The 26,806-nt window shown below is 62.1% G+C and carries 21 protein-coding genes and 1 pseudogene; 7 read left to right on the top strand and 15 right to left on the bottom strand.

Annotated elements, in window-relative coordinates; all coding sequences use genetic code 11:
• Nucleotides 1-263 (top strand): annotated as a pseudogene (locus IRZ24_RS03080) (hypothetical protein); the annotation flags it as partial.
• A gap of 56 nt (nucleotides 264-319) precedes the next feature.
• Here the strand turns inward: IRZ24_RS03080 and IRZ24_RS03075 are convergent.
• The 3 genes from IRZ24_RS03075 to IRZ24_RS03065 all read right to left on the bottom strand — a co-directional run bounded on the left by IRZ24_RS03075 (nucleotide 320) and on the right by IRZ24_RS03065 (nucleotide 5,151).
• The gene (locus IRZ24_RS03075; protein WP_297160422.1) at nucleotides 320-1,294 is read right to left on the bottom strand and encodes an EamA family transporter; all 975 of its coding nucleotides are present in this window, start codon (nucleotides 1,292-1,294) and stop codon (nucleotides 320-322) included.
• A 935-nt stretch (nucleotides 1,295-2,229) separates the two neighbouring features.
• On the bottom strand, nucleotides 2,230-3,543 hold the full coding sequence (locus tag IRZ24_RS03070; RefSeq protein WP_297160421.1) for a hypothetical protein: 1,314 nt from the start codon (nucleotides 3,541-3,543) through the stop codon (nucleotides 2,230-2,232).
• A 273-nt stretch (nucleotides 3,544-3,816) separates the two neighbouring features.
• Nucleotides 3,817-5,151 (bottom strand): TIR domain-containing protein, encoded by a 1,335-nt coding sequence (locus IRZ24_RS03065; RefSeq protein WP_297160419.1) that lies wholly within the window; start codon nucleotides 5,149-5,151, stop codon nucleotides 3,817-3,819.
• Between the two features lie 522 nt (nucleotides 5,152-5,673).
• Here IRZ24_RS03065 and IRZ24_RS03060 point away from each other — a divergent pair.
• From IRZ24_RS03060 to IRZ24_RS03045, 4 genes are all read left to right on the top strand, one after another.
• Nucleotides 5,674-6,915 (top strand): hypothetical protein, encoded by a 1,242-nt coding sequence (locus IRZ24_RS03060; protein WP_297160417.1) that lies wholly within the window; start codon nucleotides 5,674-5,676, stop codon nucleotides 6,913-6,915.
• A gap of 97 nt (nucleotides 6,916-7,012) precedes the next feature.
• A complete protein-coding gene (locus IRZ24_RS03055) occupies nucleotides 7,013-7,405 on the top strand; it encodes a hypothetical protein (protein WP_297160415.1) in 393 nt (130 codons plus the stop codon).
• A 333-nt stretch (nucleotides 7,406-7,738) separates the two neighbouring features.
• On the top strand, nucleotides 7,739-8,422 hold the full coding sequence (locus IRZ24_RS03050) for a hypothetical protein (RefSeq protein ID WP_297160413.1): 684 nt from the start codon (nucleotides 7,739-7,741) through the stop codon (nucleotides 8,420-8,422).
• Between the two features lie 64 nt (nucleotides 8,423-8,486).
• Nucleotides 8,487-9,446, top strand: a complete 960-nt coding sequence (locus tag IRZ24_RS03045; protein WP_297160412.1) for an aldo/keto reductase — start codon at nucleotides 8,487-8,489, stop codon at nucleotides 9,444-9,446.
• Between the two features lie 364 nt (nucleotides 9,447-9,810).
• On the opposite strand, the gene IRZ24_RS03040 is transcribed toward IRZ24_RS03045, so the two are convergent.
• From IRZ24_RS03040 to IRZ24_RS02995, 10 genes are all read right to left on the bottom strand, one after another.
• Complete coding sequence (locus tag IRZ24_RS03040; protein ID WP_297160410.1) at nucleotides 9,811-10,608, bottom strand: ferritin-like domain-containing protein; 798 nt, start codon at nucleotides 10,606-10,608, stop codon at nucleotides 9,811-9,813.
• 173 nt (nucleotides 10,609-10,781) lie between these two features.
• Nucleotides 10,782-11,279, bottom strand: coding sequence for a DUF6789 family protein (locus tag IRZ24_RS03035; protein ID WP_297160408.1), 498 nt, complete (start codon nucleotides 11,277-11,279; stop codon nucleotides 10,782-10,784).
• Between the two features lie 43 nt (nucleotides 11,280-11,322).
• Nucleotides 11,323-12,627: an NAD(P)/FAD-dependent oxidoreductase gene (locus tag IRZ24_RS03030; protein WP_297160406.1), complete on the bottom strand. Its 1,305-nt coding sequence runs from the start codon at nucleotides 12,625-12,627 to the stop codon at nucleotides 11,323-11,325.
• A 100-nt stretch (nucleotides 12,628-12,727) separates the two neighbouring features.
• On the bottom strand, nucleotides 12,728-13,663 hold the full coding sequence (gene uvsE, locus IRZ24_RS03025) for a UV DNA damage repair endonuclease UvsE (RefSeq protein ID WP_297160404.1): 936 nt from the start codon (nucleotides 13,661-13,663) through the stop codon (nucleotides 12,728-12,730).
• A 45-nt stretch (nucleotides 13,664-13,708) separates the two neighbouring features.
• Nucleotides 13,709-15,271, bottom strand: coding sequence for a phytoene desaturase family protein (crtI, locus tag IRZ24_RS03020; protein WP_297160402.1), 1,563 nt, complete (start codon nucleotides 15,269-15,271; stop codon nucleotides 13,709-13,711).
• The gene (locus tag IRZ24_RS03015; protein ID WP_297160400.1) at nucleotides 15,268-16,965 is read right to left on the bottom strand and encodes a carotenoid biosynthesis protein; all 1,698 of its coding nucleotides are present in this window, start codon (nucleotides 16,963-16,965) and stop codon (nucleotides 15,268-15,270) included. Before IRZ24_RS03015 ends, crtI begins: the two co-directional genes overlap by 4 nt.
• Nucleotides 16,962-18,203 carry a glycosyltransferase gene (locus tag IRZ24_RS03010; RefSeq protein WP_297160398.1) on the bottom strand — a complete coding sequence of 414 codons (1,242 nt, stop codon included), beginning with the start codon at nucleotides 18,201-18,203 and terminating at the stop codon, nucleotides 16,962-16,964. The genes IRZ24_RS03015 and IRZ24_RS03010 overlap by 4 nt, the downstream gene beginning before the upstream one ends.
• Nucleotides 18,193-19,221 carry a phytoene/squalene synthase family protein gene (locus IRZ24_RS03005; protein ID WP_297160396.1) on the bottom strand — a complete coding sequence of 343 codons (1,029 nt, stop codon included), beginning with the start codon at nucleotides 19,219-19,221 and terminating at the stop codon, nucleotides 18,193-18,195. Before IRZ24_RS03005 ends, IRZ24_RS03010 begins: the two co-directional genes overlap by 11 nt.
• A 462-nt stretch (nucleotides 19,222-19,683) precedes the next feature.
• On the bottom strand, nucleotides 19,684-21,054 hold the full coding sequence (locus tag IRZ24_RS03000) for a hypothetical protein (protein WP_297160394.1): 1,371 nt from the start codon (nucleotides 21,052-21,054) through the stop codon (nucleotides 19,684-19,686).
• Entirely contained in the window at nucleotides 21,047-21,667 is a 621-nt protein-coding gene (locus tag IRZ24_RS02995; protein WP_297160392.1) for an RNA polymerase sigma factor, read from the bottom strand. The genes IRZ24_RS03000 and IRZ24_RS02995 overlap by 8 nt, the downstream gene beginning before the upstream one ends.
• 528 nt (nucleotides 21,668-22,195) lie before the next feature.
• Between IRZ24_RS02995 and IRZ24_RS02990 the strand changes: the two genes are divergently transcribed.
• Complete coding sequence (locus tag IRZ24_RS02990) at nucleotides 22,196-23,041, top strand: DUF4397 domain-containing protein (RefSeq protein ID WP_297160391.1); 846 nt, start codon at nucleotides 22,196-22,198, stop codon at nucleotides 23,039-23,041.
• Nucleotides 23,042-23,201: 160 nt separating this feature from the next.
• Nucleotides 23,202-23,882, top strand: coding sequence for a class F sortase (locus tag IRZ24_RS02985; protein WP_297160389.1), 681 nt, complete (start codon nucleotides 23,202-23,204; stop codon nucleotides 23,880-23,882).
• On the opposite strand, the gene IRZ24_RS02980 is transcribed toward IRZ24_RS02985, so the two are convergent.
• Both IRZ24_RS02980 and IRZ24_RS02975 read right to left on the bottom strand, forming a co-directional pair.
• The gene (locus IRZ24_RS02980) at nucleotides 23,879-25,561 is read right to left on the bottom strand and encodes a DHA2 family efflux MFS transporter permease subunit (protein ID WP_297160386.1); all 1,683 of its coding nucleotides are present in this window, start codon (nucleotides 25,559-25,561) and stop codon (nucleotides 23,879-23,881) included. The genes IRZ24_RS02985 and IRZ24_RS02980 overlap by 4 nt on opposite strands.
• A gap of 59 nt (nucleotides 25,562-25,620) precedes the next feature.
• Nucleotides 25,621-26,286, bottom strand: coding sequence for a TetR/AcrR family transcriptional regulator (locus IRZ24_RS02975; protein ID WP_297160384.1), 666 nt, complete (start codon nucleotides 26,284-26,286; stop codon nucleotides 25,621-25,623).
• Nucleotides 26,287-26,806: the final 520 nt, after the last annotated feature.

Raw genomic sequence — 26,806 nt, 5'->3', positions numbered from 1 at the left:
CACCACCACCGCCCAGGCCGACCCCGACTCCTACCCCCTGCCCTGGTGTCAACTGCAATCCCTGGGGCTACAACTTTGAGCCGGGCAACCTGATCTACTCACCGCCGCCGGACTTCTGCCTCTACTTTGCCTGCATCAGCAATTTCTGGAATGGCCGAGGTTATGTGGTCGAATGCAGCGACGGCATGTACAGCAAATCGGGTGGCATCCGCGGGGCCTGTTCCTATCACGGTGGCGTCTGGCGCCCGCTCTACGCTCATTAGGTTGCCAGGTCGCTCGCTTGTTACATCGGCAGGCTGGGGCTGGGTCAGACTCAGCCTCAGTCGACGGCGCGGCAACCCTCTGCGGCGGCAGGCTCTGCCTCAGTGGTTGTGCGGGAAGCAGAGGGAGGCTGCGGCCCAGAGCTGGCTGGGGATAGCTTGCCCCGTGTATTGACCAGCAAGACGCCGACGATGACCACCAGGCCCCCGAGCAGTTCCAGCAGCGTCGGCATCTCGTGCAGCCAGAGCCAGGAGATGACAAGGGCCAGGAGAGGCGAAATATTCAGGAAGCTGGTGGCCAGTGAAGCTGGCAGACGGGCCAGCGTGAAGGCCCAGGTAGCGTAAGCGATGGCCGCCGGGAAGAGGCCCAGATAGACGACCGCCAGCGTCGCCGCCGGCGCGGCTTGCGGTAACTCATGCCAGAGAGCCGGGGCAAAGGGTAGCATAAAGAGCGTTCCGGCCCACATCGTGTAAGCTGTCATCTCGCTGCTGCTGTAGCGCTGCATGTAGCGTTTCTGAACGATGAAGTAGACGCTTTCGCAGAGCGAGGCCAGCAGGACCAGCAAGGCGCCGGGGGTGAAATGGAGACCCTCCTTGCCGCCCAGCGAGATAATGGTGACGCCTACGATGCTGATGGCGATGCCCAGCCAGCCCCAGAGCGTCAGGCGTTCGCGCAGTACGAGCAGGGCCAGCAAAGCCGTGAAGCAGGGGACCGAGGCCACCAGGAAGCTGGCTGTGCCGGCGTTGACGGTCAGTTCACCGAAGGTCAGGCCGGCATGGTAACCGGTAATGCCGATCAGGCCGAGCACAAGCAGGCCAGGCAGATCACGCCAGGCCGGCAAACGCATGCGCGTGAGCAGGGCGTAGAGCATCAGGGCCAGCGAGGCCACTAGAAAACGCAACAGGATGAGGGCGCCTGGTGAGTAGCTTTGCAGGCCGGCGCGGATACCGGTGAAGGCAGAGGCCCACAGCAGTAGAGTGATGATCAAGGAGAGCGCGGCGCGGGCGTCGCCTGGTTTGCTTGATGTGTGCATCGTTGCAACCTCCATTCCCAATACAGGTTAGTAGTATAGTGCAGATGGGCTGCGCTCTTCACCAGCCAGATGGTCAGGTCTGGAACCGGCCAATTGCTCGCTGGACAGCCCACAGCGCCGCGCCGCGACTCGCGAAGCATTAAGCGCCCCGGCTGAATCAGACAAGATGCCCTACCTGGGATCAGGCTGCCACGTGTTGATGCTTTGCAGTGGGTTTGTCGCTGAGAGGAGAGTGCGCGAGGGCGAACACGGCCTTGGTGGTCGGCGGCAGGGATGATCACCAGTCTGCGCAAAGGAGGTAATCCATTTGTACAAGCTCTGCGTATCGTTCTGACGAGGCGGATGTGGATGGTCAGGGCAAGCTTTGCCGCTCTGGTTTCTCAGCAGCGACGGACCCATCCCGGTTCGGTGAACGGAGCGCACGCCGTTCCCCTCCTGGCTGTCACGTCCGCCTTGCTGTTCGGGCAGGCCAGGGTGTTCTTTGTTGCTACTACGCTATCAGGGGTGTCCTCATCAAAATAGGCGTCAATCCCTACAGATGCGAATACCTGTATTATCCATTCTTAAGGGAAATAGGCGACGGTGAAGCGAGGTGCTGGTATGTTTCGACTAGCGGAATAATAGCGCCCTGAATCTCTTGAGCTTTGTTGCTTGAATGCTCTGTATACCTACGCCATGCTGTCTCGATAAAAGCAATAGGAAGCCCTTGCCTCCAAGGCGTTCCACCTTTCTCTAGAACAAAGTCCAGATCATGTGCATTGCCATACAAATCGCGCCAGGTAACTTTGTTTCCTGCCCTTGCAGGGCGAGATCCCTTCTTGTCCAGGTAGAGACCATACCGCAGAGCAACCTCTTGCAAGAGTGGCTCTACAGCTTTCTCCAGAACTTCTCCAATGATTTGGCCAAAGCGATGGGTCGGTGACTGAGCCATAAAGCTATCCCTCAATCCAGAGCAAGCCCTCTTGCAAGAGAACACGATGCTTGCGATTCTGCCATTTGACATTGCGAGCGCGCAGCGGCTCAAAGCGCCAGGAGTGGAAGCCGTTGGCCAGGGCCAGCCTACCAAGCCACTCCTCCACTGGGACATGAATCCCATAGGGGGCGGAGTCCCCTATCACCGGGCAGACCAGTCCCCCCACGGCGGTGACACGGCGTAGCGCCTGCCAGCTACGGGCCATATCCAAAAAATAGGCGGCGATCATGGTATGGTAGGCTTTTCTGCCGTCATGCAAAAGCCGCTCCTCCTCCAAGCGCGCGCAGGTGGCTTGCAGCTCTGGCTGCAACGGGGCCAGCAGCGGATTAGCCAGCAATTGATCGGTCTCCTGCACCAGGGCACTGACGTGCTGAGTACAGGAGCGAATCAGATGGCGACGGACCGCCGGCTGCAGATCGCGCCAGCGTTCGATCTCCCCAAAAAAGCAGAGTTCCAGACGGGTGGCATCGGCATAGTCATAGTCGTTGGCATAGGGCGGGGAGGTAATCACCAGCTCGGCCCAGCCGGCAGGCACTCCCTCGCAGGTGCGCGCATCGCCTCGCAAGATGCGCCCTTTGCCATCTCGCGCCTGCCGTTGCCAGCAGGACATGTCATCGGCCATCAGCTCGACCCGGGAGAGAAAGGCCTCAAAAGGATCAGCAACCTGGGCTTTTGTCTTAGAAGGCAGGACATATTGCCACTGAGCCGTTCCAACCGAGGCACAGGGACGCAGAATAGCGGCCAGGGCCAGCCAGAGGAGTGCGGAGAGTGTCGCCGGCCAGGCAGACACCTGCTCCTGCCAGGCCCGCAGCAACTGCCTCAGCCGCTGGAGCGTCTCAGGCCGATAACATCTGAGTAGCAGCTCAGACGGCTCCTCGGCAATTGGCGGCAGCCTCCGAGCCAGAGCCACAAGATCGGAGGCAGCCCGTCGCAGCAAGGAGGCCTCTTCTCGCCAGTGCAGCTTCGCCTCCGCTACCCGTACAAGGAAGGGATGGGCCTCCAGACCCACAGCCTCCGGGCCAGCATATTCGGCTTCAAGCGGCACTGTCCCCGTGCCACAGAAAGGATCAAGCACGCGCCTTCGGCCCCGGTCGCGCTCACGCTGCAGAAGCTGACGCACCCAGAGGGCAGAGAAGCCAGCAGGATAACGGAACCAGCGATGTACAGGCAGGCTCAGATTGTCGGCAAAGGTGCCACTGCGTTCAGGCCGCACCTCTATCGACAGCGGCTCCAGTTCGGGAAAGAGTGTTTCAGAGAAATAGCGCTCTTGTGCCACAGCTCTCGCGACAGCCTTCCAGGTTGATGGCAACCAACTATCCTACCACCAGCCCTGGTCAGCCTTGCTCCTCTCTCAGATCCAACATGTGTGCAGCTCGTCCTTAGTCTACCACAGACAGATCTCACCACCGGCCCGCCCTGGTCCAGCAGTACTGCGGCTGCCTCACGCGGGGCCGAGACAGCGACCCGGAACAGGCCAGCCAGCTCACCTCCCTCCTTCCGGCGGAGCCAGCCCGGTGACCGGGCACCGGACTGCCTGCCACCGGCCAGGCTAGGAGTGGCTCAGACCGCCTCTCCCGAGCATGGTGAGGACAAAGCGAGCCGCATTTTCAGCGGCACGACGCTGGTTCTCGGCCTTGTTCTCGCGCTTATGACCATCTCCCCAATCGCAAATGGCCTTGACCACGATCCACTCGCAGCGCTCGCGCATGGCCGCGGCATAAAGGCCAGCGCCCTCCATCTCTCCCCCAATAGCCTCCCGTTCAAGGGTAAGCAACTGCTTGAGCAGATCTGGATGATCAACAAGCTTCTCTCCACTGAGCAGTAACCCGAAGTGCGCTTTGGCCCCGGTCCAGTCGAGATCGAGATCTTGAAAACGACTCAGCAGGCGCACCGAGGCCGTAACGCGGTCTCCCCGCGGGATCAGAGCCATTTTCCCCCCATCGCCCACGCCAACGCGCTGCGGCTCGTAGCTCATGAGCTGCTGTGAGACCAGAATGTCACCGAGTTGCTGCTCGCCGGGCCGCAGGCCGAAGGCAATGCCAACCATGATCACGGCCTCCGGCCTTAGCTTACTGATGGCCTCGCTGACCGCTAGTGTGGCCCCACCAGCCCCTAGAGCCCCCATCTGTGTGCGCAGTAGCCAGGTGGCAGCCCCACCAATCTCACCCAGCGAGTAATAGGTTTCGATGCGACTATACTGACGCTCGAAACGCGCCCCCCACTCGTTGACAGCCAGCTCGCGTACGGCGCGCGTCTCGACCTCGGTGGCCGTCACAAGCAGGACATCGCAACGCTGAGCGGAGAGCGTCGAGTCGCCGCGAGCAGCCCCCACTCTCTGACTCATGGCAGGAGAAGCCGCTAGCCCAAAGGAGGTAGCAGCGGGGGCAGCCGTTGTTGCTGCAGGCTCGGCTCTCTCTTGTACATTGGCTTCCAGCTCCTGAGCCAGAGTGCGAATCTGAACGACCAGCTTCTTTAGCTCCCTTTCGCGCTGCGACACTGAGAGGGCATGGAGCGACTTCCCATTAGGGGGGAACATCTCGAGCCCGGCAAATGGCTCTAGCTCATAGGAGCATTCCCGCAGCTTCACAGGCACAAGGCGTACACGCTCAGGATCACGCCGGTGACGCTCCCAGGCGAGTTGACTCAATTCTTGATAGAACGGTTCATTGAGCAGGTCAGGACTGAGGAGAATCAGGATAACCTGGGCTTCGCTCAGACGCCGACGCAGCTCCTCGCGAATCGGTTGCCCGGCACGGAGCTGCCGCAGCTCCCAATCGTCGATGAGGTGGGCAGCACGCAGCGGGCCAAGAAAGGTTTTGAGCTGCTCAAGCAGACGCCCATCGTCATCGCTGCGCGAGCAAAGATAGAAGAGCTTAACACTCACAAATCACCTCACATTCTTCTTGCAGAACTTCTCTCACGACGATATCTACAGTATAGCTACAAGCTAGCAAAGCGACAACACAGGCAAGGTAGCTAGAGGAGGCTGTCGGCCTGATCAGGTGCCCGGACAGCAAAGCTTGCTCCCTCCTTTCTGATTCTCATCTCATTGTGCTTTACTCTGTATTCTTCTGCTCCATATAACTATTGTAGGCAAAAAGGTGCTAGCATGCTTATAGCAATAGCCTGTTTGTCAGTAGTGGCTGGATTCGACTAAATACTGCTTGCTTGCTAACTATAATAAATAGTTAGCAAGAGTAAGAATTGATGGTAACGCCATTTACAATAGAGCTAACAGATTGTATTTTAGAGAAAAGAGCTATGTCTATGAGCAGGTCCTCCTGAAGGTGGATGGATATTTGCTTCAAAATGAAAGCATCCCCTTCATGGAAATAGTGCACTCTCTGAGGACGCAACAAGTGAAATAGTTTATCTGTCCTGACGGTGCAGCAGAAAGGACTGCATCATGTCATCACCATCAAATTTTCAACGAACGAGGAGAGCCCTCATTGTAACGCCTCTCGGGCTAGAGATGAGGGCCGTACAGTATTATGCCCGCGCAATTCAGCGCTGGCGCCCCTCTCTGACCAGCCCCTATGACTATGAGATTGGGGAGTTCGCGGCGAGCGGCACACATTGGGAAATTGTTTTCAAGGAGAGTGGACCACGCAATACGGCCTGCTCCCTGGTAACCCATCAGGCTCTCACGGATACCCAGCCGGAGCTAGCGATGCTGGTAGGGATCGCCGGCGGCCTGCGCGATGTCTTCCCTGGCGATGTGGTGGTGCCTGACCAAATCTATGACTACACTTCAGGAAAGGCCTCTGAGTCTTTCCTACCACGACCACGTACGTTCTCTCCTGATGCTGCCTTGCTTGAACAGGCGCGCCGTTTAGCTCGTGACCAAACCTGGCAGCGCTGGATTCCAGCCCCTCCTGAGCGCAATCCCTCTGTTCTGTGCAAGCCCCTGGCCGCCGGTGATATCGTCATGCAATCACAGTGCTCAGAGACATATAGATTTATTCGCATCTATTATGAGGATGCCGTCGCCGTGGCCATGGAGGATGCCGGCTTTATGGAGGCTGCACATCGTAGTCGCACACCGGCGATTGTGGTGCGCGCCATCTCTGATCTGCTCGATGACAAAGCCGAGCGTGATGCTCAGGGCTACCAGGAGGTGGCCGCTACCCATGCCAGCGCCTTCGCCTTTGCTCTGCTGGCTTCTGGCCTGCCTCCTCTCGGAAAAGGCTCTGCCTGTAGTGGCTCTTCCACGCTGGCAGAGATGACCCGGCCTCGGACGTCGAAAGCAGCCCCCGAGGCATTTTTTCCTTTGCTGGTGTGCTTGCCACGCTACAAGGAGCAGCTTCAGCAAGCCCTGAATGAATTGTCGGCTGAGCAGGAGATCTACCCAGGCCAGTGCCGACGCTATGAAAAGTTGCTTGAGGAGCTGGCTTCCTCGGTACGGCAAGCCTTGGCCAAACCACCTGCCGCCGATTACGCCCTGGCTTTGCGCCTCTCTAATCTGCACGAGGCCGTACAGCAACTTCAGCAGGCGGCGAAAAACCTGCATCATCACTGTCCTCCAGGCCCATCGGCCCAGGAGCGACGCGACTATCAGGCTGCACAACAGAAAACGTGCCAGGCGCTTCAGAAAGTCTTGGGATGTTTGGAGCGCCTGCGTGAGTCCTTCGACAGGCGCCCTCCTTGAGTAACGGTGGCTCCTGGATTATAATGAGGCCCGTGGCCTCGGGTCGCTTGGGACTGTCCTCGCCCGAGGAAACTTCGCTCTGACGAGAGTATCGTACATGGTGAATGAGTCTGATATTTTCTTTTCTCCCGCCTCAGATGACGCAGAGGAATGGACTCACCGGTACTTGCGCACGGTCAGAGGCTGTATCGAGAAAATGCGCGCTGTTTTTCTTTATGAGGTCGATCCGCACGAGATTGGGATCGCTACTTTGCAACGCTTCGAGCAGGAGCTACGTGGCATCCATACCCAACTTGATACCAATGCTTCCCTCAAAGCTGCCCTCAAGAACGTCGATGCCATCATTACGGCTATCCAGAAGGCTAAGACCGGTATCTACCTCGCTATCGACTTACTAGGTATGCGTCAAACATACGAGAATCGCAAGCGCCTCTATGGCGAATATATAAATATCGCTCGTGCGCTCTCCCGCGCCCTCGATTTGCTCTAAACTATTCCCTCCCCGTCTACTTGAACACATGCTCAAATATTTTTTATGCGCCCTTTATGGCGTCTATGGTAATATGGTACCTGCTATCGGCTTCACCGTGGAGATAAGGCAGGCGGATTGTGAGCAGATAATGATCGAGAGTGGGTGGCTCTCCAGCCAGAGGCCCAAAGGCATGAGGAAAAGAGCAGGTTGGTGCGTCTATGTGAGTGAGTGAGTAACATGATCAGCCGCACTGGAGCAGCCCGCTTGTCTCGATCAGCGAGAAGATCGATCTTTGGTCTCTCACGCCTATCCAGCCATAATGCACTTGACATACAAGGAGGGAGGTCCGCCTTGAATGACACTTTGGGCAGGTCGTCGGATCTGTTCGCCACCCCAACGACGATGCACTCGCTCGACCAGTTCCGCCAGCTTCTCAATCATTATTTAGCGGTCATCGGCCAGCAACAAGAAATACTCTCGTCGGAGTACCTCGCTCTGCAGGGTCAGGCTTGCTTGCGCCTGGAGCAGCGCCAGCATCTGCAGCGCTTGCTCAGTCAGCATCATGAGCAGCTCCTCTCATTCCGCGGCCTGTTGGAGCAGCCGCAGGCTCTTCCTGATGAAATCGTTCCCCGCCGCTACTTGCCACTTCTCTTTCTGCAGAATGCTGAGAGTCAGATCCGTTATCTGCTTGATCTGCTCACCGCACTCCCTCCTGTCGAGCAGGAGCGCACATCCACACGCCAGCGCCAGCGGCAACAGCAGTCATTTTTACAGGGCTGGGAGCGATTGCTCCACTCTTACGAGGAGCTGGCCTTTCATACCCGTGTGCTCTCTGACCAGACACGCTTTCTGCTGCGTCGCCTCAGTGCCGAACAGCGTGAGCAGCGCGCTGTTCTTGCCGCTAGCCAGGAGCGCCAGAGCGACAAGGCCACTCTCGATGAGCAAGCTGAGTCAGGCGCTGTCGCTTCTCCCGGCGAGCAAGAGGCGCTGGCAGAGTCCTCTCTGGAGAGGCTGGATACGACAGAAGAGCGTTAGCAGCGAGTGGGCAGGCGCTGGCAGGCTCTTGCATTGAGGGTCACAGCGCGCGACAATAAGAGGTATGGAGTACCGCACACTTGGACGAACCGGCTTGAAGGTCTCGCGCCTCTGTCTGGGCACCATGCAATGGGGCTGGACGGTCGACGAGCCGACAGCTTTCGCTATCATGGATGCCTTCGTTGAGCGCGGGGGTAATTTTTTCGACACCGCTGATTTATACGCGCGCTGGATTCCAGGAAAGCGCGGCGGCGAGTCCGAGGAGATTATTGGGCGCTGGCTGCGCAGCCGGGGAAACCGCAGCCAGGTGATCATCGCGACGAAGGTCTATCACCCGATGGGCGAGGGTCCCAACGACCGCGGCCTGTCGCGCAAGCACATTGTGGAGGCCGTTGAGGCTTCGCTGCGCCGCCTGCAGACCGACTATCTTGATCTCTATCTGGCCCATGCTTTTGACGCGGAGACGCCGATTGAGGAGACAGTGCGCGCCTTCGATGATTTGCAGCGCAGTGGGAAGGTGCGCTATATCGGCGCCTCGAATTATCCGGCCTGGCGCCTGGTCGAGGCGCTTTGGTGTGCGCGCTATGAGCGCACCGCCCGCTACGAGGTCTTGGAGCCTCACTATAACCTGGTGCATCGCGCCGAGTTTGAGCAAGAGCTGCAGACGGTCTGCCTGCAGTATGGCCTCGGCGTCATCCCTTATAGTCCTCTGGCCGGTGGCTTTCTCGGTGGCAGCTATCGCCGTGGCCAGAGCCGGCAGAGTGCACGCGCTGCGGCGGTGCTGGGGCGCTATGATCACGAGCAAGCCTGGCGTACTCTGGAGACAGTGCAGGCCGTGGCTGAGGAGACTCATAGTACCCCTGCGGCGGTGGCCCTGGCCTGGCTGCTGGCGCAGCCGGCGGTGACTGCCCCCATCATTGGCGCCAGTCAGCCGGAGCACTTGGAGGACGGCTTTGCCGCGCTGCAGTTGCAGCTTGCACCTGAGCAGCTCGCCCGTCTGAGCGCAGTCTCTCAGGGCCTCTAACTCGCTCTCTGCGCGAGAGTAGAGCGGTCGGCTGTCGCGCTTTGGCTGGCTGTCGAGCAGGCAGTGCTCTTCAGCGGCGAGCAGGATCAATCAGCAAGGCCACCCGCGAAATAAGCCTGGTCGGAGCCGTTGCCCTCGCTTCCTTCTCTGGTTTGGCCCAGTCTGGCCAGAGAGGCCACCCGGGGCCAGAGGCAAGCATGGGCAACGGCTCGTTGGCTTTGTCTATGGCGCTTCATCTCCGGCGCTGAAGGCCTGCCATTGCTCCGGATTCGAGGCTGTTCTTGTGCTTGGGAGCCTCGTCCTGATTGTGCTATCTATGCTCATCCATGAGAGCAACGGTTAACATAGCGTCGTAGGCAGGAGGCTAACCGCGTCCGACGCCGCTGCTGGCAACAAAGGGGACACGCTGCTCAACGCCAGCGTCTTCGGTGCTGACCTCATGGTAGCGGTAGCTGTTGCCGTCGGTAGGACTGAGATAGCCGGCGTCCTGCACGACCTGGGGAGCATCGGCAACGCTGGCGATCAACACCGGCGTGAAGGCCCAGTTGTCAGCCGGACGCAAGCCACCGATGACCCGCCCCAAGGCTCGATGTTCGGCCTCAATACAGGCGATCTGCCCAGCGACCTGCGCCAGGTCGGGTCGGCCCATGGCGGCAAACTCTTTGATAGCTGCCAGAAAGGCCGAATCGAAGACTCCTTCAAGCTCTTGCTGCGTCTGGATAAAGGTCTTGAGGTCGCTGAAGGTCTGGGCCCCTTTGGGGAAGCTGAAGGTCTCGGCCAGCGACTGGCCACCATTGGCGGCGAAAAATTGCTGGTGGATCTGCTCCTCGACCAGGGCGGCCTTGAGATAAGCCAGATCGTCGCCGCTGAGGCCCAGGGCGTCAGCGTTGGCAATGCCGTTGCTGTAGAAGGTGACGGCCAACTGCTCCGCCGTGCGCGCAATCGAGAGGATTTGCGTGACGGCATCATCGAGCGTAACGAGGCGCTCAGCGAAGGCTCCTTGAGCGCGTACCGGCAGCGGTCGGCCAATGGTCCCCAGTGTCGCCAGCCCCAGGCTTCCTACTGCCAGGCCGGCGGTAGCTCGGCGCAGAAAGCCTCGACGCCCCTGACGTCCCGACGCTTTGTCTGAACCGCAATGGTTCTGATTGATAGAGATTCGCATGGCGATGGATTGATCCTTTCTGTACGCTCTGAGTGAGAGCTTGCTTTTCCGGGTTCCCCTCGCGTTCCACCGCCTTCCATCCTCACAGTTCCACTCTAACAGGCTGCTTAAGAAAAGGATCGATATCCACTGATGCGAGCCTGTCGGGCGCCGGGACAGGTGGGAGAGACGGTTCAGGGGCGCGGCGGTCGTTCGCGTTCCTCGCCGTAGAGCAGGGCCAGGACCAGGCCAAAGGCGAGATGGCGCAAGAGGTTCTGCCCAAAGGAGGGCCAGGTTGCCAGCCGGGGCAACTCTCCGCGGCGAATGAGGGGATGGAAGCGGTCGGCTAGTGGCGTGAGCCACCAGACGGCAGCCAGAAAGCCCTCGCCGAAGAGCAGCCCTTTGAGCCAGGTCGGCCCTGGTAAGCGCGGTCTAACCAGAGCAGCGTAGATCTCGCCAAGTAGCACTCCATTGAGGAGGTGCAACGCCCAGGCCAGTAGACGGCGACTGCGCCGCGGCTTCGCTATTCGCCCCAGCAGCCCCTCAATGAAGCGCACGTCGCTGAAGTGGTTGCCGCTCAGGCGCTGGTCGAGGGCCATGACGAGACTGTAGACAGCGGTAGCTCCCAGGCCAGCCAGGGCCGCTCTGCCCGGTCGCCAGGTCGGTGGTCGACGTTCGACAAGCTCTTGCATGGCGTAATGCTCCTCTTTTTGCTTTCTTCTCTCCGACCTTAGCTTAGCTGGCGCTCAGCAATCGTGTCTGCCGATCAGCGAGCACGCTGCGCGCGGTGCGGGCACCACTGCTGATGGCGCCGTGAATGCTGCTCGAATGCAGGTATTCGCCGCTCAGGTAGAGGCCCGAGAGCGCAGTGCGCGTCTCTGGCAGCCGCGCGAAGATGCCCGGTGGCTGGGCAAACTGGGCGAAAGGCAGGCGATAGACCACCAGCAAGCGCCAGCGCCGCCAGTCATGCTCTGGGAACCAGGTGGCTAGTTCTTGCAAGGTGCGACGGGCCAGCCGGTCATCATCTTCCTCAGTCTGGGCCGCTTCATTCAGGATGGTGACCGAGAGCAGGTGCTGCCCCGGCGGGGCGTACTGCGGAACAATGTTGGTGAGTTGCACGGCATGGTTGATCAGGCCGCCAGGCTCGCAGTTGAGCAGCAGGGCCGGCTCGTCGTAAAGCGACTGGGGGCCTGCGAAGTAGAGGCAGGTGCAGCCCCGACCCGCCGTTGGCAACGGCAGGCCAGTTAGCTGGGCTGCCGTCGGACTGTCGGTAGCGATTACAACGGCTTCGGCCTGCAGTTCCTCGCCGCTCTCCAGGCGTACCCCCGTGACGCGCCCTTGCTCACAGAGCAGGGCCGCGACGCGCGCCTGCAGGCGTAGGCTCCCCGGCGGCAGGCCGGCGGCAAGCTGGTCGGCAATGGCCCCCATGCCCTGCTGCGGTACGACAATGTCACCGCTTGCCAGCATGCGCCAGACAAAGCGGAACATGCGCGCGCTGGTCTGCAGATTTCGATCGAGAAAGATGCCGCCGAAGAAGGGACGGGCAAAGTTGGCAATGAAGCCATCGCGACTGAAACCCCAGTGGCGCAGGTATAGCTCACTGCTCTCGTCAAGCGAGGCAGCCGGCCAGGCAGCAGGGTCTTCCGCTGAGACTGTGCGCAGAATGCTGCGCGTCAGGCGCAAGACGCGCCATTTGTCGGCCAGGGGAATGAGCGGATTGGCGATAGAAGCGGGCAGCCAGCCCGGCTGGCGGCGTGGATCGGCCAGCGGATAGCGCCGGCCTCCTTTGATGAGCACCGCCCCGGGCAGGAAGCGTTCCAGCTTGAGGGCCTCTAGATCAAGCTCGCGCCGCACGGCGGGATAGGCGGTAAAGAGCACCTGAAAGCCGCGGTCGAGCAAGAAGCCGTCGGGATGGCGATCGGTCCTGACGCGCCCCCCCGGGCGGTCAGTGGCCTCCAGTACCAGCACACTTCGTCCGGCGCGGCTGAGGTGACGTGCGCAGACCAGTCCGGCCAGGCCGGCGCCGACAACGATGATCATGGTGATGCCTCTCTCCTTTCTACGTCTCTAACGTCAACAAGCGGCGCGATCGCTGCTTTACCTCACCTGAATGGAGCACGTGATGGCGCCAGCACAAGCGTCAGTTTAGCCCTCCTTGCTGGTCGCACTGGTCGCAATGCTCGTCACACGCGGGTCCGGCAGTGATCAGACCCAGCTCCTGGCGCAGGCGCAGCAGTGCCAGATCTTTGGCCTTGCACTCCAGCATGACATCATAGTCAGACCAGGGAACAGCAGCAAGGAAGGCCCGGAAGCAGTCGGCGTTGACATACTCGCTGTGGGCGCCGAAGCGCTTGCGCGGGTCCTGCTCAGCATAGTGCAGTTTGGGACGGCGCCCTCCCCAGGTGGTCAGGATGCGCTCCCAGGGTAGGCCCTCGAGCGGCGTCTCAGCGGCGCCGTTTAGGGCATGGTGCAAGTTATCGACAACCAGCGGCAGGCCACTGGCTTCACAGATGGGTAGCAACTGGGAGACCGACCAGCAGCGTTCATCGTTTTCCAGGCGTAAGCGGCGGCGCACTCCCTCGGGCAGCTCCTCGATGTGGGCCAGTATGCGCCGCGCCGTAGCCGCCCGGTCGCCGTAGACGCCGCCTCCATGCAGGATGATGTCGCCCTCGATACCGAGGCGTTCCATCACTGCGGCGTGATAGCAGAGGTCGCGATAGCTGCTTTCCCAGACAGGACCGTCGGCGGAGATGAGCGTGTACTGACCAGGGTGCATTGACAGGCGCATGTTTCCCGCACGCCTTAGCCGCGCTATCTCTGCCACCTGGACCGGATCAAAGCGGATCTGTTCTAGCGGGACCTCGGGATGGGAGCCAAGCGGCACCAGATCAGAGGAGATGCGAAAGACACTGATGCCCTGGGCAAGGTTCCAGCGCAGGATGGACACGAGGAGCGCCAGATTCGCATTGACCAGGGCTTGTAGATAGGCAAGGCCGCGCTCGCGTAGGGTGGTCAGGCGCAGACTGCGCATCTTGCCCCCCAGCGAGAGATTGACGCAGGCGTAGCCCAGCCTCATCTAGCCACCTCCCCGGGCGTCAGGCCCTCACTTAGATGGGTCATGTCAGCTCCTCTCGTTGCTAGCCTGAAGCGCCAGATCTTGTCGGACCAGGCGCGCAGTAATGGAGGCGGAGAGCAAGACGCCGGGAATACCCGCCCCGGGATGAGTACCAGCGCCTACGAAGTAGAGGCCTTCAAGGTCGGGGGCCCGATTGTGGGGACGAAAGTAGGCCGACTGGAAGAGGGTCGGCTCTAGCGAGAAGGCCGCCCCCAGATGGCTGCGCAGCTCGCCGGCGAAGTCAAGCGGCGTAAAGCGCTGCTCGTAGACAATGCTGGCACGTAGACCGGTCAGGCCCGCTTGCTCTTCGAGATAGCTCAGGATACGCTCGCGCAGGCGCGGCGCCTCACGTTGCCAGTCAATACCATGCCCCAGATGCGGTACCGGTGCCAGCACGTAAAGGCTCTCGCCCCCCGGTGGCGCCAGGCTGGCATCGGTGCGGGTCGGCGTGTGCAGGTAGAGCGCCAGGTCTTGGGGCAGTCCCTGGCCGTCAAAGAGGGCGCGAATCAGGCCACGGTAATCGCGTGGCATAAAGATCGTATGATGGCGCAACTGCGGATATTGACGGTTCAGACCGAGGTACAGCAGGAAGCAGCTCATCGAGTAGCGCGCTCGCTCCAGGCGACGCACCAGTCCGCGGGGGCGCACTTCGGCGGGGAGCAGCCGCAGATAGGTGGTGGTGACATCGCTATTGGCCACCACAGCCTCGGCCTGCAGCAGGGCGCCATCGGCCAGGAGCACGCCCCAGATGCGTCCAGCGCGCACGAGTATACGCTCAACGGGCTGACCACAGCGCAGCTCGCCGCCCAGTGAGGTAAAGAGGCGTGTCATGGCCTCGACGAGGGTATACATTCCCCCGGGCACGAAGTGGACGCCTCCCAGGCGCTCCAGATAGGGAACAATGCTGTAGATGGCACTGGCGCGGAATGGGTTGCCACCGATAAAGAGCGGATGGAATGAGAAGACCATGCGCAATTGTGGATGGCGGAAGTAGTGGGAGACAAAGCGATAGACGCTGCGCTGGGCCCCTAGTCGCACCAGCTCCGGGGTCACGCGCAGGAAATCGCCCAGACGTAGAAATGGCTCGCCGGCCAGCTCGGCAAAGGCGCGCTGGTAGATGCGGGCCGTGGCGGTCAGAAAGGCACGGTAGCCGGTCACGTCGCGCGGTTCAAAGCGGGCGATCTCGGCCTCGTCTTCGGCAGGACGGCCCCAGTAGTCGAAGTAGCTGCCGTCGACAAAATGAATGCGATAGAAGGGGCGCAGAGCTACCAGGGTTAGGTCGTCTTCGAGACGGCGCCCGGCGGCCTGCCAGAGATCCTGCAGCAGCCAGGGAGCCGTGAGCAGGCTGGGGCCCATGTCGAAGGTGAAGCCGTCGGCTGTGAGCTGGTAGGCGCGTCCACCAGGACGGTCGCGGGCCTCGATCAGAGTCACCTGGGCGCCGGCCGCCTGTAGGCGAATGGCCGTCGCCAGACCGCCAAAGCCGGCGCCGATGACAATGACACGAGGTCGCGCGCCGCTGCGCTCGGCGGGCAGACTGTTGAATGACCGGGCGATGCTAGAGCTGCTCATGAATGGAGCACCTCCTTACCAGGCAGTCTGGTCAGCGCTTGATCCTGGTCCAACCCCGAGAGGAGACGGACGCAGCTCTCTACAGCAGCGATGAACTGGGCGGTGTCGGCATAAAGACGGCGGAAGAGGGGCGTCCCCAGACGCAGGGTCAGGCACGGTGGTCGCGTTGCACGCCAGACAATGCCGGCTGGTAGTACTGGAATGCTGGCGCCGCTCTCGCGCTCGGCCAGTTCTACAAGGCGGGCAAAGCCAGGTCGAAAGGGCAGCAGCGGCTCCGTTGGCTGGCGTGGCGATGGCAGAGGATCAACGACGGGGTAGCCCTCGGGAAAGACTACCAGCAGGTCGCCGCGACGCAACACGTCGACAGCCTGACGCCAGGCTCGCCGCAGATAGGGAGTCACCTCGCTCGTGCGGTAGGCACTGGCGGCAGCGCTCGCGGCACCGAGCCGCAGGCGTTCGGGACGCAACATGACCGGCCAGCCAGCCAGTGCACAGAGCCGCTCCATGAGGAGGCGCTGCCAGCGCGTGCGCGCCCAGTCGAGAGCCACCAGGATATGTACGGGACGTGGTACTACCCCCAGTAAGAGGCAGCCATCGTAGAGATGGTGATAGTGGCGGGCGGCCACAATGACCGGGCCACGCGCTGGCAGATGCTCGCCGCCCTCGATGGCGATGCGCAAGCCGCGACGCCAGAGCAGGAAGGCGGCGCCGCCGCGCATCACCAGGCGTGTGATGCTCTGCAGGCTGCGCTCTACCAGGCCGCGACTGCCGTGGGAAGGCTGCACCTGAACCTGGGCCAGCGCGGGAGCTGTTGCCTCCTGCACCGCTCGCCCGCTACCGGAAGCGCCGGGTTCGTCACCCCCACGGCGGCGCAGCACGAGGGTCGCCGGCACGATGCCCAGGAAGAGGCCCAGCAGCGGCGGCAGCCATAGCCCGACGCTCAGGTCGAGGACAATGGCAAAGAGCGTATTGGCTGTATAGACCCCAAAGGGCAGCCAGGCCACATCAAGCAGACGGCGCTCCTCGAGATCGCTGCGCCAGAGCAAGCGGCTCACTCCCATATAGAGCAGTCCGGTCACTGACCAGCCGACCAGATTTTGCACGGGCATGCCAAAGTAGGCGCCCTGGACCCCCCACTGCCAGAAATGCAGGGGCAGGCGCTCGCTAGCCATTGCCGGATCAAGCGTCAGGTCCCAGACGGTCAGCAGATAGGCGCCCAAGAGCACAGCCCACAGGCCAGACCCCCTTTGCGATTCTGTTCCCCCGCGGCGGCGCGTGAGCAGCAGGTGGGCCAGGATGTAGGCGGAGAAGCCCATGTAGAACCACGAGAGCGGAATCGAATAGGGCACGTGGCCCAGGATCTTGAAGCCCAGGAAGGTATTGTAGGAATAGGGACCGAAAGGAAAGCCGGTCGAGGTTCCGATCAATTCGATACTGAGTGAGATCAATGTCGAGGCGGCAAAGAAAATGAGCGTGCGGCGCACGCCGACGATGCGCAGGCCAAAGAGCAGGACCGTGGCCGCCCCAAAGAGGATGTGTAGCGAGCCGGCGTAGTTGATACCAAAACTGAAGACCGAGATGAGTAGCGGGCTGAAGCTCCACAGCTCGGGATGGGGCAGGGCGATCAACATCCCCGCCAGCCCGAAAAGGAGCGCCGCCAGGTGGCAAATAAAGAGTACTTTCACCGCTTTCATGCCATACCTCCAGGAGCGTTTCCACGGATAATCAGGCGTCCGCGCCAGCGATGACGACGACGCAGGGCCTGTCGGCCAAGCTGCAAGGTCACCGCCAGGTCGCAGAGCGGAGAGAGCCAATATGTCCACGGCGGGCGCCGATAGGCGCGCCGCATTCCGGCCAGAGTGCCCAGGCGCAGCAAGAGCAGGCCACCATTGAGGGCCAGCGCCAGCCTCAGCCCTCGCCTCAGCGGACTGCGACTGCGCTGTCGCTCGCGAGCGAGAGCAATGGCGCCCAGGCCTAGCAGTGGCAGCGGCAAGGCCTGCACAAGCAGCACCTCCAGCCAGCCAAGCAGAGTATGCCAGGTCGGGGAGAGAGAGTCGTGCAAGGGCAGCGAGCGCGTCCAGTTCTGCCAGGCGGCGCGCGCTGTAGGATACATTTCGACGCGAGCCAGGTTCCCGCTCTCGACAAAAGCCACGCGCTGGCCAGCCCGGACGAGGAGGCGCGCCAGGGTGATATCTTCGCAGAGTGAATGGCGCAGGGGAGCAAAACCACCGCCAGCGGCCAGGGCCTCGCGTCGTACAAGAAAACACTGTCCATTGGCCTGCACGCGCAAGACGGCGCTGGGGCCTGCATAGATGCTGCCGGGACTGCCATAGCGATAGACCAGGGTGGTCAAGAGAGCAGGGTGCAACAGGCCGAGGAGAGGCGCCGCTGGCAGCTCCTGCAGGGTTGCCAGACTGATGGCGGTCAGTCTATCGCGCCGGGCCCGGGCCAGCATGGCTGCAACCAGGCCAGGCGCTGGTCGCACATCTGCATCAACAGTGAGCACCCAGGGGAAGCTCGGCGGCAGCGCACGCCAGCCAGCTTCCAGGCCCCAGACCTTGCCATTCCAGTCTGCGGGAATCGGCGCGGCCTCGAGTAAGTGGAGACGCCGGTCGCGGCGAGCATAGGAGCAGACAAGCTCAGGTGTGCCATCTTCTGAGCCGCCGTCGATGACCAGAATCAGGCCAACCTCGGAGCCTTGCGCCAGCAGGCCCTCCAGACAGGGAGCCAGGCGCTCGTATTCGTTGAGGACAGGCACGAGTACCGCTACAGGCCCCTGCTCTTCGAGCCCAGACCAGCTTGCAGCGACAGGCTCTAGGGCCCGGCCACCAGCAGTGCGCAGCAATCGCCCTATGACACGCAAGGCAAGGATCAACTGCGCCGCCAGTCCCATCCAGAGAAAGAGCAGCGGCACCCTCTGGCTACGCCTCATCTGTAAGCTCCACCTCCAGCGAAGGATCAGCAAGCTGCTCGCCGCGACGCCAGAGGCGATCGAGAGTCAGGGCTAACATCGCCTCACGTAGCTTCTCGCTCAGCGTCGTATGGGCGCGCGCGCGCAGCACATCATAGCTTTGCTGCTCGATGGCATGTAGAATGCGGCGGTAGAGCCGTCCGGCCAGCAAGATTGGCAGGCGCCGATCTGGTGGCAAGAGCCAGACGCCGGGCAGGCTCTGAGCATAATACAGGTGAGCACGTGCCACCTGGTAGCGCATCAGTGCCCGAAAGGGCGCATCCGGTCCCTGGCCAGCCTCCAGGAGCTGGAGCAAATGAGAGCGCGAGAGGCCGAAGCGCGCCAGGTCTTCCAGAGGCAGGTAGAGGCGGCCCTTACGCAGATCGCCCCCTACATCGCGCAGAATATTCGTCAGTTGCATAGCGATCCCCAGGCCTTCGGCGGCGGAGAGCGCTCCTGGTGAAGTGGCGCCCAGGACATGCGCCAGAGCCAGCCCGACCGTGCCGGCTACGCGATAGCAATAGGCGCGCAGCCGCTCGAAGCTGGCAAACTCGCGTGGCCACAGATCCCAATGTAGCCCTTCCAGAAAATCGAGGAAGAGCGTGGTTGGCAGGCCATAGTGCTCAATCAGTCTGGCCAGGCGCGCCCCAAGCGGCTCGCGCGGTGCTGGGCCTCGGCAACTCTCTAGAAACCAGGCGCGCCAGGCCCGCAGCTCACCAGCAATGGCTTGTGGAGACTCAGCCGGATCACGCTCATCGACTAAGTCATCGAGCGTGCGGAAAAAGGCATAGAGCGTCACAAACGAGGGACGCAGCTCCCCTGGCAGGAAACGCGCCGCGAAATGAAAGGTGCGCCCGTGCCGGGCTAGCAGCGCCTCCTCTTCAGACTCGCCCTGCACAGCAGCGACGGTGGAAGCGGGACAGCACAAGGCGGCAGCTTCCTGCAAGAGTTCACTTGAGGGTGGCCCCACTCTCTGGGAACTCGGCTTTGGCATGCGCATAGCGGCCATCTGCTCCTCTCCAATGGACCCGGCGCCGCTCGCGCTTTGCTCGCTGTGAGCCAGCGAGCCGAGCACCCGCACCGCTTCCCCCAGATAGCCCGCGCCGGGGAAACACAGAGATAGCTTCTGACCCTTGTGCTCATGGCTCTCCTTCAGGGATCACTCTGCTCGCTCAGGGGAGAAGACGGCGTCAGGTAAGCATCACGGGTCTAGCGAGCGTCATACGCTTCAGGTCCTTCTCATATGACGCCTCGCCAGGCCCATTCTAGTAACGGCTCTTTGGCGCGGCGGGCAGCCACTGGCGTAGAGCCTGGCCGCAAGCATGGGTCGAGGCCATCAGGCCCAGGCCGTGACGAGCGGCCGGAGCCGCAGGCCAGGGCCGCTCGAGCCTGGCGGGGCCTATGCCAGGAGGGCAGGCCCCGCACTTGCTTATCAGCGCTCGACTGAGCCTGAGCGTTAACGTCAATGCCGAGCAGAGGGAGAGCTGGGAGGAGAGGAGAAGGAGAGTGGAGCCAGAAGCTGCAAGCTGCGCTGTCCATTGGCCGCCACGTGGACGATCAGCAGGCGCCCATCCCGCAGCCAGAAGGGAAAGAGCTGGCGGGCTCCAGCCTCGGGCTGCGGCAGCCGGATTGATGGCCCGGCAAAGATGTGGACATGCAGGCGACCGCTCGCGCTGTAGACCAGGTCGTGGCTATCCGGCGACCAGCTCCAGCCGTCAAGCTCGCCCGCCACCGGGAGGCTGAGCAGCGGACGCCCGTCCGGGATCGCCAGCGTGATCAGCAGCGTCTGCCCCTTCGCATCGCGGCGCGCGTAGGTCAGGCGCTGCCCGTCAGGCGACCAGCCAAAGCTGGTGATGGTGAAATCCCCAACAGGCACCAGGGCCTTCACCTGGCCCGTTTCGTGCTCCATGAGATAGATGGCACGGCCTGGACCGCTCAGGCCCTCGCTGCTGGCTAGGAGGGCTAGATAGCGCCCATCAGGAGACCAGGCCAGATGCTGCACGGTCAGCCGCAGGTTCATGGTCGCCAGCAGTTGCGGCGGATGGCCTCCGCGCGTCGTCTGCCAGAGCTGAGTTTGTCCGTTCGTCCCTGTGACATAGGTAATGGTCGTACTGCCCGTGCCGGGGGTCCAGGTAGCGGCCAGGGCCGCTTCGCCTAACGGATACATATACTGGCCATAGGGCACGAGAGCGAGCAAGGGCTGCGAGGCGCCAGGTGGCGTCACCACGGTGACCAGGGCCGAGCCGTCGGGCGACCAGGCGGCATCGTGGGCCTCGCGCATGGCCAACACCTGACTGCTTACAGGATCGCTCAGGCTCGCTGTGTACATCACGCCCGGATCGCGCCCATCCTGAATTACCAGGTGCTGCCCCGTGGGGTCGACCGCGACCAGCCGCCCACCCTGAGCCAGAGCCGGGGGAGCCGCCAGCGTCTGTGCCACCTGGTAGCGCAGTATAGCAGTTGCGGGGGGCTGTGGCGCACGTGGCAGGAAGAGAAGAAGCACCAGCACCAGGCAGAGCAGCAGCGTCAAGGTCGCCGCCAGCGCAAGCGCCAGGCGTGAGCGACGCCAGCGTGAGCGCTGAAGAGAACGCGGCGGCAGCCCGCTGAGAATGCGGGTGCGTAGCTCGGGCGAAAAGTGGATCTGGGCCGCCTGCTCTTCCAGGGCGCGGCGAATAATCTCTTCCAGGAGCAGATCATCCGCCGTGGCTCGATGGTTGACTTGCGACTGCTCAGGCTCACGCCGCGCATGTTCCCCCTGCCGCCCGCGGCGCTCTGCAGACTGATCCGGCTGCAGCTCCTCGCCTGGCTGCGGCTCATTCCGCGCATCACTCATGCTGTTCCTCCCTCCCTGAAGCGATCTGAAACGGGGGCGCATCGGCGTCGGCGCGCTCTTCCTCGTTTGCCGTGGGCGCCTGCTGATCCGGCGGCCTGATCTGCAAGAGGCGACGCATCTTCTTGAGCGCCAATTGCAGGCGCTTGCGCAGGGTGTTTTCGGCCACCCCCAGCATGGCGGCAATCTCTGGCATGGTCAGGCGATGATAGTAGAAGAGGACAAGCACCACCCGCTGTTTCACCGGAAGGCGCTGTAAAGCTGCAATGACATCGAGCCAATCCTCTACCCGCCCCTCGCGCAGCGACGTTTTCGGGAGCAGTTGCTCCGGCTCTTCGCCCGCGAGCCGCTCGCGCAAGAGGGCGGCTTGCCGCGCAAGCTGGCGCTTGAGGCTGATGGCCTGGTTGACCAGGATTCTGAGCAGCCAGGAGCGCAAGAGCGCCGGGTCGCGCAAGGTCGCCATGTTTTTCCAGGCCAGAAAAAAGGCCTCCTGGACCAGGTCCTTGGCAGCTTCCTCATCTTTGACCAGCAAATAGGCCGTACGCAAGAGCAGTCCTCCATAGGTATCAACGATGCGCGCGAAGGCCTCTTCGTCGCCGGCCAGGCAGCGCGCCACTAGCTCTCTCTCCCAGGAGGACCCCCCAGCTTGACTTGCTGCTGCCTCTGCTTCTATTCGCTTTAGCGCTTCTACCTCTTCCGAGCCAGTCTCTCCAGCAGGTGGCCCCAACCGGCTGTCTCTCTCCACTCCAGATGGTTCCTGTGACACAATGCGTACCTCTCGTTCACAACATGGCGGCTCCCCGGCCCCATGCTTGTCTTCCTCATGGTGGCTTCCTTGATTCCATTCTCAGGACGTGCAGAAGATGGCGAATGGGTAAACGAGCGCTGATGTTAGAGACTGGTACCACTTTGGTCACGCCCTGACGTCTCCTGGGTTGGATCTTGTAATTCCGGGTACCTCTCTGTTCACGACTTCCCTGGATCAGGGACGATCGCAACTTTGTCCTGTTGTCTTGTCATCCTACCTTTATGCTGGGATGACCCAGACATGGACACGGTGGCTCTCGCGGCTGGTGCACGCCAGGCCGTCTGAAGTGGTGTGCACCAGCCGCCAGCAGTCTATCTTTAACAAGGAGGATACTTGATGCGTCGCAATGCTCTCTTGGCATGTATGAAAGTAGCACCTGCCTTTATGCTGATGGTGGTGCTTGTGCTGACGCTCTGGCTGCTGCCGGGCGGACGGGCCGCGGCCCAGGGGAATGCTCTGGTGCGCGTTGTCCACGCCTCGCCGGCAGCCGGCTCTGTCGATGTCTTTGTCGACGGCGGCAAGCTCCTGAGCAACTTCACCTTTGGCACGGTCACTGACTATGTCTCGGTGGCAGCGGGGCCGCACCGTATCCAGGTAGCCCCGGCGGGCAAGGGGATCGATGCAGCGGTCATCAATCAGACTGTCTCGGTCGACGCTGACATGGCCTACACGGTGGCCGCCATCGGCGATAGTGCCTCCAATCTCGGTCTGCAGGCTTTCGTCGATAATAACCAGCTCAGCAGCGGCATGGCCAAAGTGCGGGTCTACCACCTTTCGCCCAATGCCGGCCCGGTTGATATCGCTACGGGTGGCAAGACGGTCATTAGTGGACTGACGTATAAGAACGCCAGCGACTATTTGAGCGTGCCGCCCGGCTCCTACACCTTTGATGTGACGGCTACGCAGGCCAACGCGACTGTGCCGGTCTCGGCTACGCTGCAGAGCGGCATGGTCTACAGCGTCTTTGCGGTCGGCCTCTACAAGGGGACGCCCGAGCTGAAATTTGTGGTCGCTGCTGTCAGCGGGGTGCCAGGCATGCCCAACACGGGGAGCGATCCGAACGCCATGCCACAGTCGACGGCCTCAGCCACAGCTCTGCCCTGGGTGGTCGTCCTGCTGGCGCTACTTGGTCTGGGCGCTGGAACCGGGACACTCGGCGCCCTTGTCCGACGGCGTCGCTAGGTGGGACTGCAAGGGAGAGCAGCCAGTTAGCTAGCTTCACAAGAGTCGTTCTCGTCACGGCCTTCTCTCCCCTCCTGACTGGCGGTGTGGGCCTCACAGGTAGCTCCTCGTGAGTCGCACACCGCCGCCCGTCTTAGTACGTATGAAGGAGTATTGTGCGGTGCCAGGAAAGGCCCAGCTCGCCAGGCGGTGCAACGGAGGAGCGCGCCGCGGGTGGCTTTCTCTGCTCTTGCTGTTGAGTGTGAGCAGCGCGCTGCTGCTCAGCGGCTGCGAGGCCCCCTTGCAGATGGCGCCGTCGGCCAGTGCCAGGCAGGTGACCGACGGGCAGGTCGAACAGATGCCCCCAGCTACGGCGACTCCTACCTCTCAGGCACAGCCGCGAGGTCCCGCGCTCCCCGTGCGCCTGCTCATTCCTAGTATCGGCGTTGCCGCCGCTGTCGAGAGTGTGGGCCTGACTGCCGCCGGCATGCTGGCTACGCCGCAGAGGCATCCTTGGGACGATGTCGGCTGGTACAGCCTGGGACCGCGTCCGGGAGAGCAGGGCAGCGCCGTTATTGCAGGCCATCTCGATCGGCCCGGCGGCTATCCGGCGGTTTTTTGGAACCTCCATCGGCTACATGCTGGCGCGGCAGTCATTGTTATCGATGCGCACGGTCAGCGCTGGTTCTTCCGCGTCACGGGGGTGGCCTCCTATCCCCCTCAGCGCGCGCCGCTCCTGCGCATTTTCGCCGACCGCTCGGGGCGCTACCTGAATCTGATCACCTGTGCCGGCACCTGGATTCCGAGCGAACATCAGACCAGTGAGCGGCTGGTAGTCTACAGCGTCCTCCAGGGGGCTTAGCTGCTTTGGGCACCGCTGGCAGAGGTCGCCGCTGGCGCCGGCGCAGTCGAGGTGCGCTCTTCAGCCGCAGCGCGAGCTTCCGCCAGGCGCGCTCGTCCGGGTAGGGTCAGCGCCAGCACGGCAATCGCCAGCGCCAGCCAGAAGGTCACGATATAGGCATCGTTGATGCTTTGCATAAACTGCTGCGGTACCAGTGAGCCGAGTAGTTGCCCCGCGGCGGCCTTCTGGGCAGCCGCGGCTGGCAGGCCACGCATCTGCAGTACCTGCACGAGCTGCAGGAAGCGCTGACCAAGGGCGGTGGCAGCATTGTGCAGGTCGTTGCGAGCGGCATCCTGGTAGGCGGTTAGCTGATGAGTCACGATGGTGCCCAGCATGGCGATGCCAAAGGACTGGAAGACGTTACGGGTGGCATTGAGCAGCGAGCTGGCGCGCGGCAGTTGAGCCGGCTTAAGGCCAGTCAGGGCCACTGTCAGGGTGGTCTGCAGGGTCAGGCCCAGCGCTACGCCGCGGATGGCGGCCAGCGTCATGATCTCCGTATAGGAGGCGTCCAGCGTCAGATGAGCGAAGCCCCAGGTGTTGACTGCCAGGAGCAGGCTGCCGGCCAGGATCAGCCAGCGCGGGCCGATGCGGTTGTAGAGGGCGCCGGCCAGAGGCGTGACAATGCCTGAGCTGATGGCCAGCGGTAGGACAATCAGGCCGGCCTCCAGGGGTGTGCGACCGCGCAGGCTCTGCAGGTAGATCGGCAGCAGGAACTCTGCGCCGAAGAGGGCGATTGTGCTCACCCAGCCGATGACGCTGGCGACGCTAAAGGTGCGGCGCGTGAAGAGGCGCAGGTCGAGCAGAGGATCGCGTCGGCGCAGCTCTACGACCACAAAGACGGCAAAGGTTAGCAGACCGATCGATAGCAGCGTCAGGATGCGGGCCGAGGTCCAGCCCTCGCTCGAGCCGCGCTGGATAGCGTAGAGCAGGGTTCCAAAGCTGATCACTGAGAGCAGGACCCCCGGTATGTCGAGGCGGGCGGCGGTGCCGCGCCGGCTCTCACGCAGCCAGATCAGGCCCAGAATGAGACCAGCCAGGCCGACCGGGATGTTAATCAGGAAGATGTAGCGCCAGTCGAGGTATTCGACAAAGTAGCCGCCGAGCACGGGGCCGCTGGCTGGGGCCACAACGAGGGGAATGCCGTAGAGGCCGAAGGCCAGGCCGCGCTGTTTCTCGGGAAAGGCCCCGAAGAGCAGGGAGATACCCAGAGGGGCAAGCATGCCACCACCCAGCCCCTGCAGGGCACGAAAGGCTACCAGCCAGGGCAGCGAGGGAGCGAAGGCGCAGAGCACTGAACCCAGCACAAAGAGAAAGAGCGAGATCAGGTACATGCGCTTGATGCCAAAGCGTTCGGAGAGATAGCCAGCCAGGGGCGTGATGATGCCCAGGGCCAGCACGTAGGCGGTGAGAACGCCGTCAACCTGGTCAACTGGGGCCTTGAAGACATGTTGTAGGGTAGGCAGGGCTACGTTGACGGCGGTAGCGTCCAGGATCACCATGAAGGTGCCGAAGACGACCGAGAAAAGAACTTTCCAGCGATAGTTGGGATCGGCAGGCCCGGCCTCGGTCGCTGTGGTGGGTGTCGCCGGTTCTTGCCGCTGGGTTGCCGGCTGACCTGCCAGGGTCCTATCTGACTCCATTGTGGAGACCTCCTTTTACTTATCAAATGATAAATGACGGTTACAAAAAAAGCGTGCGTTCAGCGCGCCAGGCCATAGAGGAGGACACGCACCAGCAGGGCGGCCTGCTCGCTGGCAAGGGTCTCACGACGATTTTCGGCCACGGCAGGCAGGGTTTCGCGTCCCCAGACGACGAAACGGGACATCAGGCTCATAAAGAGATAGGCGGCCATCCTGGCGTCGACACCGCCTTCGCTGGGCGAGCGCAGCAGGCCCTGCTCCAAACCTTCGTTGAAGACTGCTGCAATGGGCGCAATCAGGCTCTCCTCGAAAAGCGTGTGGAGCTGCGCACGCACTTCGGCTGATAGCTCATAGCGGATGTCGTGCAGCATCAGCGCCAGGTCGTGGCGGGTCGTCGTGAGCAGGTAGCTGGCAAGGCGGCGCAGGCGTTCAGACACTGGCTCGCTGCGGCGTGCAATGCGCTCCAGAACTCCCTTGAGACGGGCCAGCTCTTCCCGAGCCATTGCCAGATAGAGGGCTTCTTTGTCGGCAAAATAGTGATAGAGCGCCGGCTGCGTCAGGCCACAGGCATCAGCGATCTGTCGCGTGGTGACGGCCCGATAGCCGTATTCCATAAAGAGCTGTTGGGCGACCTGTAGAATGAGGCGCCGTGTCTCTTCGCTCTCTTCTTCCCTGACGATGCGCGTCTGACCCTCGCGAGGGCTGCGCCGCGCTGGCTTTTTCATGCTGGTGAGCCAGGCCGCCTTTCTTCCCCGGTTGGTCTGTTTATTTATCAACTGATAAATAGTATATCCCGGGATGGCAAGGATGTCAAGGGCCAGCCACGGGAGAATAGGGAGTAGCCAGCAGGGGCCTGCGGCCCGTTTAAGGTGGCGCTTCAGAGGAGGGCAGGAGAGGCTTGTGCATTCTTGGTGAGTGTTTCCTGATGGGATCCGCTAGATCGCCTTTGGTATGGACTGGCACATGTACGTAGGGGGTCACCAGTCTGTGATCTTCCTGGTGCGCCTGCGGATTGCTGGCCTGCTCTCGCTGTACCATCCGTCCTAGTGCGCCGCTCTCCTCCTCCCTCGGGGCCTCCTCTCTCCCTAGAAGGGATACGGGGGCTCCTCCTTCCGCTCCTCTCGCGCTTCTTCGAGCCGCTGCAGCTCCCGCTGCAGCTCCCGCTCCGCCTCCACTGCCTCCTCCTCCCTCCCCAGCGCCCGCAACACCTCCACCTTCTCCCTCCAGAGTTCCACCCCCCCTGAC

The organism is Thermogemmatispora sp. (assembly GCF_019683755.1).
Lineage (GTDB): Bacteria > Chloroflexota > Ktedonobacteria > Ktedonobacterales > Ktedonobacteraceae > Thermogemmatispora.
The sequence above is the reverse complement of the archived record's forward strand: the minus strand, read 5'-3'. Positions and strand labels throughout refer to the sequence as shown.